The sequence below is a fragment of the Enterobacter sp. AG326 genome (assembly GCF_004362415.1).
Taxonomy (GTDB): domain Bacteria; phylum Pseudomonadota; class Gammaproteobacteria; order Enterobacterales; family Enterobacteriaceae; genus Enterobacter; species Enterobacter asburiae.
On record NZ_SNXG01000004.1, the window covers coordinates 174,170 to 188,251 of the forward strand.

Here is a 14,082-nt window from a genome sequence, read left to right on the forward strand (position 1 = left end):
ACAGGAGGTGCTGGCCGTTCATCAGAAAAAGGTCTATTCGACTTCGCGGGCGTCGATGCGCAGTTCTTTCGGGACTTCGAAAACGATGTTCTCTTCACGTCCTTCCAGCGGCACCGCTTCACCGCCGCCCAGCTCCTGCAGACGGGAAATGACGTTCTGTACCAGAATATCTGGCGCAGACGCCCCGGCCGTCACGCCGACACAGGCCGCGTGTTTAACCCACACTTCCTGAATATCCGACGCGTCATCAATCAGGAAAGCCATTTTCCCCATACGCTGCGCCAGTTCGGCCAGACGGTTGGAGTTAGACGAGTTTTTGGAGCCGACCACCAGCACCACGTCCGCCTGTTCAGCCAGTGCGCGCACCGCTTCCTGACGGTTAGTGGTCGCGTAGCAGATATCATCCTTACGCGGACCGACGATTTTCGGGAAGCGCTGACGCAGCGCGTCAATCACGTCTGAGGTATCGTCTACGGAGAGCGTCGTCTGGGTCATAAACGACAGACGGGCTTCATTTTTCACGTTCAGCGTAAAGACATCTTCCGGCGACTCAACCAGATACATCCCCCCTTCCGGGTTGCTGTACTGGCCCATGGTGCCTTCGACTTCCGGATGACCGGCATGGCCAATCAGAATCGACTCTTCACCGCGGCGGCTGGCGCGCGCCACTTCCATATGCACTTTTGTCACCAGTGGACAGGTGGCATCGAAGACGGTCAGGTCGCGGCTTTTCGCTTCGTTACGTACCGCCTGTGAGACGCCGTGCGCGGAGAAGATCAGGATCGCACCGTCCGGCACTTCGCTGATCTGCTCGATAAAGATGGCGCCGCGCTCGCGCAGGCTGTCGACCACGTAGCGGTTATGCACCACTTCATGACGCACATAAATCGGCGCGCCGTAAATCTCCAGCGCGTTTTCAACAATGCTGATAGCGCGGTCTACACCGGCGCAGAAGCCGCGCGGGTTAGCCAACAGGATCTGCATTTCAGGCCTCCAGTGCAGGATCGATTTCCAGCACTTCAACATCAAAATGAACGGTACGCCCGGCAAGCGGATGGTTGAAGTCAACGGTAATAGAGTCGCCGTTGATTTCGCGGATCACGCCAGGCATTTCGCTGCCGTCCATAGCGGTAAAGAGCATAATCGCTCCGATCTCCGGTTCACCCGCGTCCATAAACTCGCGGCGCGAGAAATACTGGATCAGGTCCGGACTCGGCACGCCAAACGCGGCATCCGGCTCCAACGAAAAGGCTTTTTTCTCACCCTCTTTCAGGCCCAGAAGCTGCTGCTCAAGACCTTCAGACAGGGAGGTATCGCCAAGACGAAACAGGGCCGGTTTGCCGTTATTGCGGGTGGATTCGGCCGTGGAGCCGTCATCCAGCTTCAGCGTGAAGTGAACGAGAACCGCGCTGTTGCTCTGTACGGATTTAGACATGCAAATTGCTCGCTTGTTTTGCCCGGTAGCATTACGCCACCGGGCGAGTATGTTACGCCTGCTCTTTCGCGGCCGGTTTAGGCAAGAAGCCTTCCAGCACGATTAACGCCGCACCGATACAAATTGCCGTATCGGCCAGGTTAAAGGTCGCGAAGTGCCAGTCGCCGACGTAGAAGTCGATCATATCGACCACAAAGCCGTGCCACAGGCGGTCAAACAGGTTGCCCAGGGCGCCGCCAATGATCAGCGCGTAGGCAATGTTATTCAGCTTTTGCGTGGCCTTCGAGCGGTACATCAGCACCGCGAGGATCACGCAGATACCGAGAGCGATACCCGCAAAGAACCAGCGCTGCCAGCCACCGCTGTCGGCAAGGAAACTAAACGCTGCGCCGTAGTTACGCGCGTAGTGCAGATTAAGCGACGGGAACAGCGGAACCGTCTCCCCCAGAGTAAAGTTCTGGAGGATCAGGAACTTGCTGCCCAGATCGATAATCAGCACCACAACAACCAGCCACAGCCAGCGCAGTCCTGTTGAACAGAGAGTTTTACTCATCAGGCAAACTTACGTTTTTCGCCGTCACCGGCGACGTTGCTTACACAGCGTCCGCAGATGTCTGCGTGTTCCGCCACCTGGCCAACATCGGTGGTGTAATGCCAGCAGCGCGGGCATTTCTCACCGTCGGCTTTGCTCAACGCGACTTTCAGTCCTTTGAGCAGTTCGCTCTGCTGAGCATCAGCAGAAGCATCGGCATAATCCGCAACTTTCGCACCGGAGGTCAACAGGACAAATCGTAATTCATCGCCCAGCGCCGTCAGCTTCGCCGCCAGCTCCGGTTCGGCGTACAGCGTGACTGCCGCTTCCAGAGAGCCGCCGACTTTCTTGTCTGCGCGCGCCTGCTCGATAACCTTATTCACTTCGCCACGCACTTTCAGCAGTTCGTCCCAGAAGGCATCGTTCATTGCTTCGGTGCTGGAGAGATCGAACAGACCTTCGTACCACTCGCCCGTGAACACATACTTCTCACGGTCGCCCGGCAGGTAGCCCCAGATTTCGTCCGCGGTGAAGGACATGATCGGCGCCATCCAGCGCACCAGCGCTTCTGCGATGTGGAACAGCGCGGTCTGGCAGCTACGACGCGCCACGCTGTCCGCTTTCGCGGTGTACTGGCGGTCTTTGATGATGTCGAGGTAGAACGAGCCCATCTCGATGGAACAGAAGCGCATCAGGCGCTGCACCACTTCGTGGAAGTCGTAAGACTCATAGGCTTTCAGGATATCTTCCTGCGCCGCTTTCGCGCAGCCTACCGCCCAGCGATCCAGCACCACCATCTCTTCCGGTTTCACCATGTCTTTTGCCGGATCGAACCCGTTCAGGTTCGCCAGCAGGAAGCGCGCGGTGTTACGGATACGACGATAGCTGTCGGCAGCACGCTTCAGGATCTCGTCGGACACCGCCATTTCGCCGGTGTAATCGGTAGAGGCCACCCACAGACGCAGAATGTCTGCGCCCAGCTTGTTCATCACATCCTGCGGAGAAACGGTGTTACCGATAGATTTGGACATCTTACGGCCCTGACCATCCACGGTGAAGCCGTGAGTCAGTACCTGACGGTAAGGCGCTTTACCCTTCATAGCGGTGGAGATCATCAGAGATGACATGAACCAGCCGCGGTGTTGGTCAGACCCTTCCAGATACATATCGGCAGCGTGACCGGCAAATTCCGGACGCACGTCAACCACGGAGGAGTGGGTAGACCCGGAGTCGAACCACACGTCCAGGGTATCCGGCACTTTCTCGTAGTTGTCTGCGTCAGCGCCCAGGATGTCGCGGGAGTCGAGATCCCACCAAGCCTGAATGCCGTCAACTTCGACGCGCTTCGCCACTTCTTCCATCAGTTCCAGGGTGTTCGGGTGCAGCTCCTGCGTCTCTTTATGTACGAACAGAGACATCGGCACGCCCCAGGTGCGCTGACGGGAGATACACCAGTCAGGACGGTTAGCCACCATGGATTCGATACGCGCCTGGCCCCAGTCAGGGATCCACTGCACGCCTTTGATCTCTTTCAGAGACTGCTCGCGCAGGCCTTTCTGATCCATGCTGACGAACCACTGCGGGGTCGCACGGAAGATGATCGGGGTCTTGTGACGCCAGCAGCACGGATAGCTGTGCTGCATTTTTTCAACGTGCAGCAGCGCGCCGCTGGTGCGCAGCATGTCAACGATGATGTCGTTCGCTTTGAATACGTTGATACCGTCCAGCGCCGGGTAGGTGCCAGGCAGGTAAGATCCGTCCGGGCCAACCGGGTTAGCGATTTCCAGACCGTACTTCAGGCTGATGTTGTAGTCGTCAGGACCGTGGCCACCGGCGGTATGTACCGCACCGGTACCCGCTTCCAGCGTCACGTGGTCGCCCAGGATCGCCGGAACGTCGAAGTCCAGGAACGGGTGCTTGAAGCGCATCAGCTCCAGCGCATCGCCTTTCACGGTGCCCAGCACGGTGTAGTCGTTGATATGCGCGCGCTTCAGCACGCTCTCAACCAGATCTTTCGCCAGGATAACCGCCTGACCGTCAATCTGCACCAGCGCGTATTCGAACTCACCGGACAGGGAGATCGCACGGTTGGCTGGCAGGGTCCACGGGGTGGTGGTCCAGATCACCAGAGAGATCGGGCCGTTTACCGAGGAGACGCCAAATTTAGCTTTCACCGCATCCTGATCGACGGCATGGAACGCCACGTCGATAGATGGAGAGGTTTTGTCGTAATACTCAACTTCCGCTTCTGCCAGCGCAGAGCGGCAGTCCACGCACCAGTGCACCGGCTTAGCGCCTTTGTGCAGGTGGCCGTTACCGATGATTTTACCCAGCGCACGGATGATGTTGGCTTCAGTTTTGAAGTCCATGGTCAGGTACGGGTGCGACCAGTCGCCCAGCACGCCCAGACGGATGAAGTCAGCGCGCTGACCGTCAACCTGCGTGGCTGCGTATTCGCGGCACTTCGCACGGAACTCGGCGGCGGTGAACTTCTCACCCGGTTTGCCAAACTCTTGCTCCACTTTCAGCTCGATTGGCAGACCGTGGCAGTCCCAGCCTGGAACGTAAGGCGAGTCATATCCCGTGAGGCCTTTGGACTTCACGATAATGTCTTTCAGAATCTTGTTAACCGAGTGACCAATATGAATGCTGCCATTCGCATATGGAGGGCCATCATGCAGAATGAAGGCTTTTTTGCCTTTTTTGGCTGCACGAATGATGCCGTACAGGTCATCATCGGTCCAACGCGCCAGCATTCCCGGTTCGCGCTTGGCGAGATCGCCGCGCATCGGGAACCCTGTTTCCGGCAAATTCAGGGTTGATTTATAGTCACTCATCAGATTCTCGGTTCCGTATTTATCACGTAGGCAGTTAAGCCGGGTTCAAAGCCCAAAAAACTCGCGGGCCGTCAATTCATCTCGCGCAATTTGCGCTTTTAGTTCATCCAGCGAACCAAATCGCTGCTCGTTGCGTATTTTTTTACGCAGTATCACATCTATATGGCGACCATAAAGGTCCATTACAACGTCCAGCAGGTGCACTTCTAACTGTTGACGCACACCGGCGACGGTCGGACGCGTGCCAATGTTGGCGACGCCGAAGAACGGCTTATCGCCCAGTCCTGCTACTTCCACCGCATACACCCCTTTAACCGGGGAAACCTGACGACGCAGCGGTATATTCGCCGTCGGGAAGCCTATCGTGCGGCCCAGCGCATCGCCATGGACCACGCGGCCAGAGATAGTGAACGGATGCCCCAGCAGGGTTTCTGCCGTGTCCAGGTCATCATTAGCCAGCGCCTGACGCACCGCCGTGCTGCTGACGCGCACGCCGCCTTCGCAGAAGGTCATCGCGCTGGTGACGTCAAATCCATACTCCAGACCAGCCTTCTGTAATAGCAAGAAATCGCCCTGACGACCAGCGCCAAAGCGGAAATCATCACCCACGGCGAGAAACTGTACGCCAAGACGCTTAACCAGCAGGTCGCTGACGAAATTTTGTGCTGTCAGCGCGGCAAAGCGACGATCGAAACGTAAACACAATACATAGTCCACGCCGGACTCCGCCAGATAGCGCAATTTCTCGCGCAGGCGAGTGAGTCGGGCGGGAGATTTATCGCCCGCGAACAGCTCCAGCGGCTGCGGCTCGAAAATCATCACTACAACGGGCAGGCCACGGGCCTCCCCTTCTTTACGCAATCCCTGCAACAGCGCCTGATGACCACGATGCACGCCGTCGAAATTACCAATAGTCAGCACGCACCCGTGTGGCGCGCTGCTGAGATTATGTATGCCGCGTATCAGCTTCATGTCTGGCTCAAAACAGTGAAAATCGCCAAAGTATACCTTGTACAGCGGTTAAGGTTAACCGGCGATTGTTCGCGCAAAACAGAAAGCCGTAATGATTTCATCAGGCTGACCTTTCGCAGCGAAAAAATCTGCTCTTGAACTGCGATTTTTATGCCGAAAGGCTGTATTCAGGGAAGACAAGCTGGTAGAATCCTGCGCCATCACTACGTAACGTAGCGTCGCTAATTAACGGCGCTTATTTGCACAAATCCATTGACAAAAGAAGGCAAAGAGGGCATATTCCTCGGCCTTTGAATTGTCCACATAGAACATATTTGGGAGTTGGACTTGGCTAATATCAAATCAGCTAAGAAACGTGCCGTTCAGTCTGAAAAGGCTCGTAAGCACAACGCAAGCCGTCGCTCTATGATGCGTACTTTCATCAAGAAAGTATACGCAGCAATCGAAGCAGGCGACAAAGCTGCAGCGCAGAACGCATTTAACGAAATGCAACCAATCGTGGATCGTCAGGCTGCTAAAGGTCTGATCCACAAAAACAAAGCAGCGCGTCATAAAGCAAACCTGACCGCGCAGATCAACAAACTGGCTTAATCGCTACTTGTTGTTGCTTGTTTAAAGAACCCGCTTAACGCGGGTTTTTTTATGCCTTCAGTTTGCCGGTGGCGTAAACAGCGCCGCGTAGTCACGATTGCAGATTCGCTGCACCGCCGGGTGCTGAATCATTCTTTCGGCAAATATGGCGTGGTACTCCTCCATCACGTTGTCCACTCTGCCTATCTCCGTAATCTTGTAGTCTGAATAGAGATCGTGCGCGTACAGCGTCGGCGCAACGAAGATCGCATTATGCGCTTCGCCAAAGGCTTTCATCAGCGCCGCATCGTCGAACTCTCCGAGGATTTCTACCTTCAGCCCCTGCGAGTTAAACCAGTTCAGCAGCTTGCGTCCGAGCATTGAACGTCGCCCAGGTACCAGCAGGCGGCGCTCTTCAAGGCACGCGGGAAACGGTTTCTCCGGCGGCGGATTAATGCACCAGAAGCTCACGCCGCATTCGCCAATCTTCACCGAGAACAGTCCTTCCTGCTGGGTGGAGTCAATCGGGCAGTCCGAGATAATCATGTCCAGCTTGTGCTGGCTCAGCTGTTCCAGCAGCATCTCGTGGGTGGATTCAAAGCAGCGCAGGTGGATTTGCTCATCTTCGACTACCGCCGCATCCAGCACGCCGCTCACCAGCCGCTTGGACAGCGCATCCGCCACGCCCACGTCAAAGAGCAGGTTCGACTCTTTGCGATAGTTGACGATATCCAGCATCTCCTGGCTCAGGGTGAACATTTTGTCCGCATAGCGGAAAACCAGCTCGCCCAGTTCGCTGGGTTCAATCCCACGTCCTTTACGCTTGAACAGCTTGCCCTGCAGGCGCTCTTCCAGGGCCTTGATCTGCCCGGTGATGGTTTGCGGCGTCAGGTAGAGCGCCTCTGCCGCCCCCACCACCGAGCCCTGTTTGTAAACGTGCCAGAAGTAGTACAGATGGTTGTAATTTAAATGAGACATCGCGTCTTCTCTCCCTGAGTGTGTATCGGGAGGAGGATCGCCTCCTCCCGGTGTTCCGCTATGCCTGGACGGCCTGTCCGGACAACTTCACCTTCAACAAGGTATAACCGATTACCGCGGCCAGTAATGACCCGATGAGAATGCCGAGTTTAGCCCAGACGATAAGCTCAGGCGCATGCGCACCAAACGCCAGCGTCGAGATAAAGATCGACATCGTAAACCCGATTCCACACAGCACGCCGACGGCCATAATTTGACCAAAGGTTGTGCCGTGCGGCAATGACGCCAGCTTCAGCTTCGTCGCCAGCCAGCAGAAGAGGCTAATGCCCAACGGCTTACCAATAAACAGCCCGGCAATGATGCCCAGCGGCAGCACGGACGTCAGCCCGTCAAGCGTCACGCCGCCGAGGGAAACGCCCGCGTTGGCAAACGCAAACAGCGGCAGGATCATAAAGGCGACCCACGGGTGCAGCACGTGCTCCAGCTGTTTGGCAGGCGACTTGCCGTCCTGCGGCTTAAGCGGCACGAAGAAGCCGACGATCACACCTGCCAGCGTGGCGTGCACGCCCGATTTCAGCACCGCCGTCCACAGCACCATTCCGACCAGGATATAGATACCGATGCGGCGAACATTGAAGATGTTCAGCAGCGCCAGCACCGCAATCGCCCCGGCGGCGACGCTCAGGGAGAGGATCGACAGATCGCTGGTGTAGAACAGCGCGATAATCACAATGGCGCCCAGGTCATCGATGATCGCCAGTGCCATCAGGAAGATTTTCAAGGCCACCGGCACGCGGCTACCGAGCAAGGCTAAGACACCGAGCGCAAAGGCGATATCCGTCGCGGCCGGGATCGCCCAGCCGTCACGTGCAACAGGATCCTGCCAGGTGAACGCCAGGAAGAGCAACGCCGGAACGACCATTCCGCCGATGGCTGCGATCACAGGAAACGCCGCGCGCTGGCGGCTGGCGAGCGAGCCAAGAACCAGCTCACGCTTAACCTCAAGCCCCACCAGCAGGAAGAACACCGCCATCAGCGCATCGTTGATCCACAGCAGCATGTTCTTGTTAATTTCCAGCGCCCCGACCTTCAGCTCAACGGGCGTTTCCAGAAATGCATGGTAGAGATCCTGCGTGATGCCAAGGTTAGCCAGCACCATCGCGGCCGCAGCGGCAATAATCAGGATCACGCCACCGGACGCCTCACTGCTAAAGAAACGGTGTAGTAATTTCATTTAATTTCTCTCTTTTACAACAATACCTCGATAAAACCATAATACCAAGCCAAATAGCTCGGCAAAAACAGATTAATGTTGAGTATAGACTCAGTTTAACCGAGCTATACACGCCAATAAAAAAGCCCGGAATCGCTTCCGGGCTTTTCGAAGATGAAAACCAGCTAACGAATTAGCGAGTCAAATCATCAAAGAATTTTTTGACGCCATCGAAGAAGCTTTTGGAACGCGGGCTGTTTTTCTCACCCGTCGGGCCGCCAAAGCTCTCCTGCAGTTCTTTCAGCAGCTGTTTCTGCTTGTCGTTCAGGCCAACCGGCGTTTCGACGACAACGCGGCACAGCAGGTCGCCCTGCGCACCACCGCGAACGGATTTAACGCCTTTCCCGCGCATGCGGAACAGCTTGCCAGTCTGGGTTTCCCCAGGCACTTTCAGGTTCACGCGACCGTCCAGCGTAGGCACTTCGATTTCACCACCGAGTGCCGCCATCGCGAAGTTGATCGGCACTTCGCAGTACAGGTTATTACCTTCACGCTCAAAGATGGCGTGCTGTTTCACCTGCACCTGAACGTACAGATCGCCTGCCGGTGCGCCGTGCTCGCCTGCTTCGCCCTCGCCTGCCAGACGGATGCGGTCGCCCGTATCGACGCCAGCCGGGATCTTAACGGACAGAGTTTTGGTTTTCTCAACGCGACCGTGCCCGTGGCATTTGGTGCATGGATCTTTAATCAGCGTGCCGCGACCGTGACAGTGAGGACAGGCCTGCTGTACCGCGAAGAAGCCCTGACGCATCTGTACCTGACCAGAGCCGTGACAGGTTGGACAGGTCTGAGGCTGCGTACCCGCTTTCGCGCCGCTGCCGTGGCAAACGTCACACTCTTCCAGCGTAGGGATACGGATCTCTTTGGTTACGCCGCGAACGGCCTCTTCCAGCGTCAGCTCCATGTTGTAGCGCAGGTCAGCGCCGCGCGCCGCGCGCTGACGACCACGACCGCCGCCGAAGATGTCGCCAAATACATCGCCAAAGATATCGCTGAAGTCAGCGCCGCCGCCAAAGCCGCCACCACCGAATCCACCGCCGCCCATGCCGCCCTGTTCAAAGGCTGCGTGACCGTACTGGTCATAGGCCGCACGTTTTTGTGCATCGGTCAGGACTTCGTAGGCTTCTTTGATCTCTTTAAATTTGGCTTCAGCCTCTTTGTCACCCTGGTTACGGTCCGGGTGGAATTTCATGGCCAGGCGCTTATACGCCTTTTTGATTTCACGCTCTTCCGCAGTTTTCGGAACGCCTAAAATCTCGTAATAGTCTTGCTTTGCCATTGGTTTTTTTAAGCCCCTTAACATGCGAGCACGGGCGTGGAGAATTCTCCTACGCCCGTGCCGATTAATTACCCTGCATCAGGGCGATTATTTTTTATCTTTAACTTCTTCGAACTCAGCGTCGACAACGTCGTCGTCTTTCGCGTTGTTCGCTGAAGCGTCAGCGCCCGCCTGCTGTTGAGCGTGCTGCTGCTGAGCGATTTCCATCAGCTTCTGAGAAGCCTGCGCCAGTTCCTGCATCTTCGCTTCGATGTCCGCTTTGTCTTCACCTTTCAGTGAGGATTCCAGCGCACTCAGTGCAGCTTCGATAGCAGTCTTGTCTTCCGCTGGCAGTTTATCGCCTGCTTCTTCAACCTGCTTACGGGTGCTGTGCAGCAGATGGTCACCCTGGTTGCGGGTCTGAACCAGCTCTTCGAACTTACGGTCGGATTCCGCGTTAGCTTCGGCATCGCGAACCATTTTTTCGATTTCCGCTTCGTTCAGGCCAGAAGATGCCTTGATGGTGATCTTCTGCTCTTTACCGCTGTTTTTGTCTTTCGCAGACACGTGCAGGATACCGTCAGCATCGATGTCGAAGGTCACTTCGATCTGCGGCATGCCGCGCGGTGCCGGGTTAATACCGTCCAGGTTGAACTGACCCAGAGATTTGTTATCCGCCGCACGCTTACGCTCACCCTGAATCACATGGATGGTTACCGCAGACTGGTTGTCTTCAGCGGTAGAGAACACCTGGCTATGTTTCGTTGGGATGGTGGTGTTTTTGTTGATGAGCGCAGTCATCACACCGCCCATGGTTTCGATACCCAGAGACAGCGGGGTAACGTCCAGCAGCAGTACGTCTTTAACTTCACCGGTCAGTACGCCACCCTGAACCGCAGCGCCGATTGCGACCGCTTCGTCCGGGTTAACGTCTTTACGTGGCTCTTTACCAAAGAACTCAGCCACTTTCTTCTGAACCATTGGCATACGGGTCTGACCACCGACCAGAATAACGTCCTGGATATCGGATACGGACAGGCCAGCGTCCTGCAGAGCAACTTTCAGCGGCTCGATTGAACGGTTCACCAGGTCTTCTACCAGGCTTTCCAGTTTCGCACGGGTCACTTTGATGTTCATGTGTTTAGGACCGGTCGCGTCTGCAGTAATATACGGCAGGTTCACGTCGGTCTGCTGAGCGGAAGACAGCTCGATCTTCGCTTTCTCAGCGGCTTCTTTCAGGCGCTGCATGGCCAGCGGATCGTTACGCAGGTCAATGCCCTGATCTTTCTTGAACTCGTCAACGAGGTAGTTGATCAGACGGGTATCGAAGTCTTCACCACCCAGGTGGGTATCACCGTTGGTTGCCAGAACTTCGAAGGTTTTTTCGCCATCAACTTCGTCGATTTCGATAATAGAGATATCGAAGGTACCACCACCCAGGTCGTAAACCGCGATAGTACGGTTGCCAACTTCTTTATCCAGACCGTAAGCCAGTGCAGCAGCGGTTGGTTCGTTGATGATACGTTTTACTTCCAGACCTGCGATACGGCCAGCATCTTTGGTTGCCTGACGCTGAGCATCGTTGAAGTAGGCAGGTACGGTGATAACAGCTTCAGTTACCGGCTCACCCAGGTAATCTTCAGCGGTTTTCTTCATTTTCTTCAGCACTTCAGCAGAAATCTGCGGTGGTGCAGTTTTAGCGCCTTTCACATCAAGCCATGCATCGCCGTTATCTGCCGCGATGATTTTGTAAGGCATGATGGAAACGTCACGCTGAACTTCTTCGTCCTGGAAGCGGCGACCGATCAGGCGTTTAATCGCAAACAGGGTGTTTTGCGGGTTTGTCACTGCCTGACGTTTAGCCGGCTGACCAACCAGAGTTTCACCATCCTGGGTATAAGCAATGATAGAAGGCGTGGTGCGATCGCCCTCGGCGTTCTCCAGCACGCGTGCAGTAGTGCCATCCATAATCGCTACACAAGAGTTGGTAGTACCCAGGTCGATACCAATAATTTTACCCATCTAAACGTCTCCACTAAAAATTCAGTCAACATGTGGTTGTGTACCTGTAATAAGGGCAGAACGTGCTTTTTCAACTGCCCAGATTTGATTTTTTTCAGGTCCACACACTGCGGTTGACTACAAGATGGGGTCGCGACGGCATCCATCAAGGGGCAAGCATAAAAAAAATTTTAATTTCACCCTGATGAGATCATAGACGCCATCGATTGCGCCCATTATGATGCCGCGCCCAGTCAGGGAGTACTGACGCGGGTTTAACCATTTCACCATATTAATGATGATTTTTTTGAGGACTTATGGGCAACACTAAGTTGGCTAATCCGGCTCCGCTGGGCCTGATGGGTTTTGGCATGACCACTATCCTGCTGAACCTGCACAATATCGGGATGTTCCCGATGGATGGCATCATCCTGGCGATGGGCATTTTTTACGGCGGTATCGCGCAAATCTTCGCGGGCCTGCTGGAATATAAGAAAGGCAACACCTTCGGCTTAACCGCCTTCACCTCTTACGGTTCTTTCTGGCTGACCCTGGTTGCCATTCTGCTGCTGCCTAAAATGGGCATGGCGGACGCGGCAAACGCCCACTTCCTGGGCGTCTATCTGGGCCTGTGGGGCGTCTTCACCCTGTTCATGTTCTTCGGTACCCTGAAAGGTAACCGCATGCTGCAGTTCGTTTTCCTGAGCCTGACCGTGCTGTTCGCCCTGCTGGCGATTGGGCACCTGGTGGATAACGAAGGCATCGTTCATGTTGCAGGCTGGATTGGTCTGGTTTGCGGCGCAAGCGCTATCTACCTCGCAATGGGTGAAGTGCTGAACGAGCAGTTTGACCGCACCATTCTACCGATTGGTGAAAAACACTGATCCCTCTGTCGTGCCCGCCTCGCGGGCACGACATCCCCCCGCCTGACGAAGCCAAAATCCTAATACCAGCCCCATCAGCGAGAGCGCGAGTACATACCAGGCTGGCGCCATCGGCGACACGCCCATCAGCACGGTAACCGCAATCGGCGTCAGCCCGCCAAAAATGGCATACGAGACGTTATAGGAAAATGAGATCCCGGTGAAGCGTACCTCCGGCGGGAACGCGCGGACCATCACGTACGGTACCGCCCCGACAACACCCACGCACAGCCCTACCGTGCCGTACAGCAGAAACAGCTGTTCAGGATGGCTGCCCGCAAGATGGTAAAAAGCCCAGCTTGATGCGGCCAGTAACAGGCTGCCGACGATAAAGGTAACGCTGGCGCCGAAACGATCTGCCGCCAGCCCGGCGGCCAGACAGCCAAAGCAGAGCATGATTGTCGCGATACTGTTCGCCTGTAGCGTCACGGCAGGGGCGAAGCCGTACTGCTTTTGCAGCCACACCGGGGACATCAATATCACCACCACAATGCCCGCCGAGAGCAGCCAGGTGAGCAACATCGACACCACCACCGCTTTTTTATGGCGTACCACGACCGCCTTCACCGGCAGCTCCTGCGCCAGCGCTTTGCGCTGCTGCATCTCGAGGAAAATCGGCGTCTCCTGCAGCCAGCGGCGCAGGTACATCGCGACCAGACCAAACGCCCCGCCCAGCAGGAACGGAATACGCCAGCCCCAGTCGTGCACGGCCTGCTGCGTCATGCTGGTGTTTACAATTGTCGCGACGACGGAACCGAGCAAAATCCCTACCGTTAACCCCGCGGTTAATGTTCCGCAGGCGATACCAATGCGGCGCGCCGGAACATGCTCCGCGACAAACACCCATGCGCCCGGCACTTCGCCGCCAATCGCCGCGCCCTGAAGGACGCGCATCAGCAACAGCAGCAACGGAGCAAGAATGCCCATCGAGGCATAGGTGGGCAGCAGACCAATAGCCAGCGTCGGCACGGCCATCAGCAGGATGCTGAGGGTAAACATCTTCTTACGCCCGACCAGATCGCCAAAGTGGGCCATGATAATGCCGCCCAGCGGACGCGCCAGATACCCGGCGGCAAAAATGCCGAAGGTTTGCACCTGACGCAGCCATTCCGGGATATCCGCCGGGAAGAAGAGTTCTCCCACCACGGCGGCGAAGAAGACGAAGATGATAAAGTCGTAAAACTCCAGCGCGCCGCCTAGGGCCGCGAGCGTGAGGGTTTTGTAGTCCTGTCGATTCAGAGGTCGGGTGTTATGTGACATAGCGAACCATTATGCGTTTATTGTGGATTTATTTTTACAGCAA

The 14,082-nt window shown here is 56.0% G+C and carries 12 protein-coding genes and 1 pseudogene; 2 read left to right on the plus strand and 11 right to left on the minus strand.

The genetic code is table 11. The features are described from left to right. Positions 1-33: 33 nt before the first annotated feature. The 6 genes and pseudogenes from ispH to DFO52_RS23310 form a co-directional block, all read right to left on the minus strand. Positions 34-984, minus strand: coding sequence for a 4-hydroxy-3-methylbut-2-enyl diphosphate reductase (gene ispH / locus DFO52_RS15180; RefSeq protein ID WP_047646611.1), 951 nt, complete (start codon positions 982-984; stop codon positions 34-36). A 1-nt stretch (position 985) separates the two neighbouring features. After that, complete coding sequence (gene fkpB, locus DFO52_RS15185; protein WP_003856450.1) at positions 986-1,435, minus strand: FKBP-type peptidyl-prolyl cis-trans isomerase; 450 nt, start codon at positions 1,433-1,435, stop codon at positions 986-988. A 52-nt stretch (positions 1,436-1,487) separates the two neighbouring features. Then, positions 1,488-1,988, minus strand: coding sequence for a signal peptidase II (gene lspA, locus DFO52_RS15190; protein ID WP_029740867.1), 501 nt, complete (start codon positions 1,986-1,988; stop codon positions 1,488-1,490). Then, positions 1,988-4,804: an isoleucine--tRNA ligase gene (ileS, locus tag DFO52_RS15195; protein WP_133550688.1), complete on the minus strand. Its 2,817-nt coding sequence runs from the start codon at positions 4,802-4,804 to the stop codon at positions 1,988-1,990. The genes lspA and ileS overlap by 1 nt, the downstream gene beginning before the upstream one ends. 45 nt (positions 4,805-4,849) lie before the next feature. Beyond that, positions 4,850-5,776: a bifunctional riboflavin kinase/FAD synthetase gene (ribF, locus tag DFO52_RS15200; protein WP_121932475.1), complete on the minus strand. Its 927-nt coding sequence runs from the start codon at positions 5,774-5,776 to the stop codon at positions 4,850-4,852. 7 nt (positions 5,777-5,783) lie between these two features. Continuing rightward, positions 5,784-6,002, minus strand: a pseudogene (locus DFO52_RS23310) (DUF2575 domain-containing protein). Between the two features lie 101 nt (positions 6,003-6,103). Between DFO52_RS23310 and rpsT the strand changes: the two are divergent. Next, positions 6,104-6,367 (plus strand): 30S ribosomal protein S20, encoded by a 264-nt coding sequence (gene rpsT / locus DFO52_RS15210; RefSeq protein WP_003856458.1) that lies wholly within the window; start codon positions 6,104-6,106, stop codon positions 6,365-6,367. Between the two features lie 57 nt (positions 6,368-6,424). On the opposite strand, the gene nhaR is transcribed toward rpsT, so the two are convergent. The 4 genes from nhaR to dnaK form a co-directional block, all read right to left on the minus strand. Further along, complete coding sequence (gene nhaR, locus DFO52_RS15215; protein ID WP_133550689.1) at positions 6,425-7,324, minus strand: transcriptional activator NhaR; 900 nt, start codon at positions 7,322-7,324, stop codon at positions 6,425-6,427. Between the two features lie 58 nt (positions 7,325-7,382). Continuing rightward, positions 7,383-8,558: a Na+/H+ antiporter NhaA gene (nhaA, locus tag DFO52_RS15220; protein WP_023310348.1), complete on the minus strand. Its 1,176-nt coding sequence runs from the start codon at positions 8,556-8,558 to the stop codon at positions 7,383-7,385. Positions 8,559-8,730: 172 nt separating this feature from the next. Beyond that, complete coding sequence (gene dnaJ / locus DFO52_RS15225; protein ID WP_023310347.1) at positions 8,731-9,876, minus strand: molecular chaperone DnaJ; 1,146 nt, start codon at positions 9,874-9,876, stop codon at positions 8,731-8,733. Positions 9,877-9,963: 87 nt separating this feature from the next. Beyond that, positions 9,964-11,877 (minus strand): molecular chaperone DnaK, encoded by a 1,914-nt coding sequence (dnaK, locus tag DFO52_RS15230; RefSeq protein WP_024907421.1) that lies wholly within the window; start codon positions 11,875-11,877, stop codon positions 9,964-9,966. Between the two features lie 296 nt (positions 11,878-12,173). Here dnaK and satP point away from each other — a divergent pair, with 296 nt between their 5' ends. After that, complete coding sequence (satP, locus tag DFO52_RS15235) at positions 12,174-12,740, plus strand: acetate uptake transporter (RefSeq protein WP_023334461.1); 567 nt, start codon at positions 12,174-12,176, stop codon at positions 12,738-12,740. Here the strand turns inward: satP and DFO52_RS15240 are convergent. Continuing rightward, a complete protein-coding gene (locus DFO52_RS15240; RefSeq protein ID WP_023310344.1) occupies positions 12,717-14,039 on the minus strand; it encodes an MFS transporter in 1,323 nt (440 codons plus the stop codon). The two genes, satP and DFO52_RS15240, sit on opposite strands and share 24 nt — an antisense overlap. Positions 14,040-14,082 lie beyond the last annotated feature (43 nt).

What these genes read in the sequence shown, in the direction of transcription:
- fkpB (WP_003856450.1), bottom strand. Translation starts at nt 1,435, where the DNA reads ATGTCTAAATCCGTACAGAGCAACAGCGCGGTTCTCGTTCACTTCACG.
- nhaR (WP_133550689.1), bottom strand. Translation starts at nt 7,324, where the DNA reads ATGTCTCATTTAAATTACAACCATCTGTACTACTTCTGGCACGTTTAC.
- dnaK (WP_024907421.1), bottom strand. Translation starts at nt 11,877, where the DNA reads ATGGGTAAAATTATTGGTATCGACCTGGGTACTACCAACTCTTGTGTA.
- ileS (WP_133550688.1), bottom strand. Translation starts at nt 4,804, where the DNA reads ATGAGTGACTATAAATCAACCCTGAATTTGCCGGAAACAGGGTTCCCG.
- satP (WP_023334461.1), top strand. Translation starts at nt 12,174, where the DNA reads ATGGGCAACACTAAGTTGGCTAATCCGGCTCCGCTGGGCCTGATGGGT.
- DFO52_RS15240 (WP_023310344.1), bottom strand. Translation starts at nt 14,039, where the DNA reads ATGTCACATAACACCCGACCTCTGAATCGACAGGACTACAAAACCCTC.
- ribF (WP_121932475.1), bottom strand. Translation starts at nt 5,776, where the DNA reads ATGAAGCTGATACGCGGCATACATAATCTCAGCAGCGCGCCACACGGG.
- dnaJ (WP_023310347.1), bottom strand. Translation starts at nt 9,876, where the DNA reads ATGGCAAAGCAAGACTATTACGAGATTTTAGGCGTTCCGAAAACTGCG.
- nhaA (WP_023310348.1), bottom strand. Translation starts at nt 8,558, where the DNA reads ATGAAATTACTACACCGTTTCTTTAGCAGTGAGGCGTCCGGTGGCGTG.
- lspA (WP_029740867.1), bottom strand. Translation starts at nt 1,988, where the DNA reads ATGAGTAAAACTCTCTGTTCAACAGGACTGCGCTGGCTGTGGCTGGTT.
- ispH (WP_047646611.1), bottom strand. Translation starts at nt 984, where the DNA reads ATGCAGATCCTGTTGGCTAACCCGCGCGGCTTCTGCGCCGGTGTAGAC.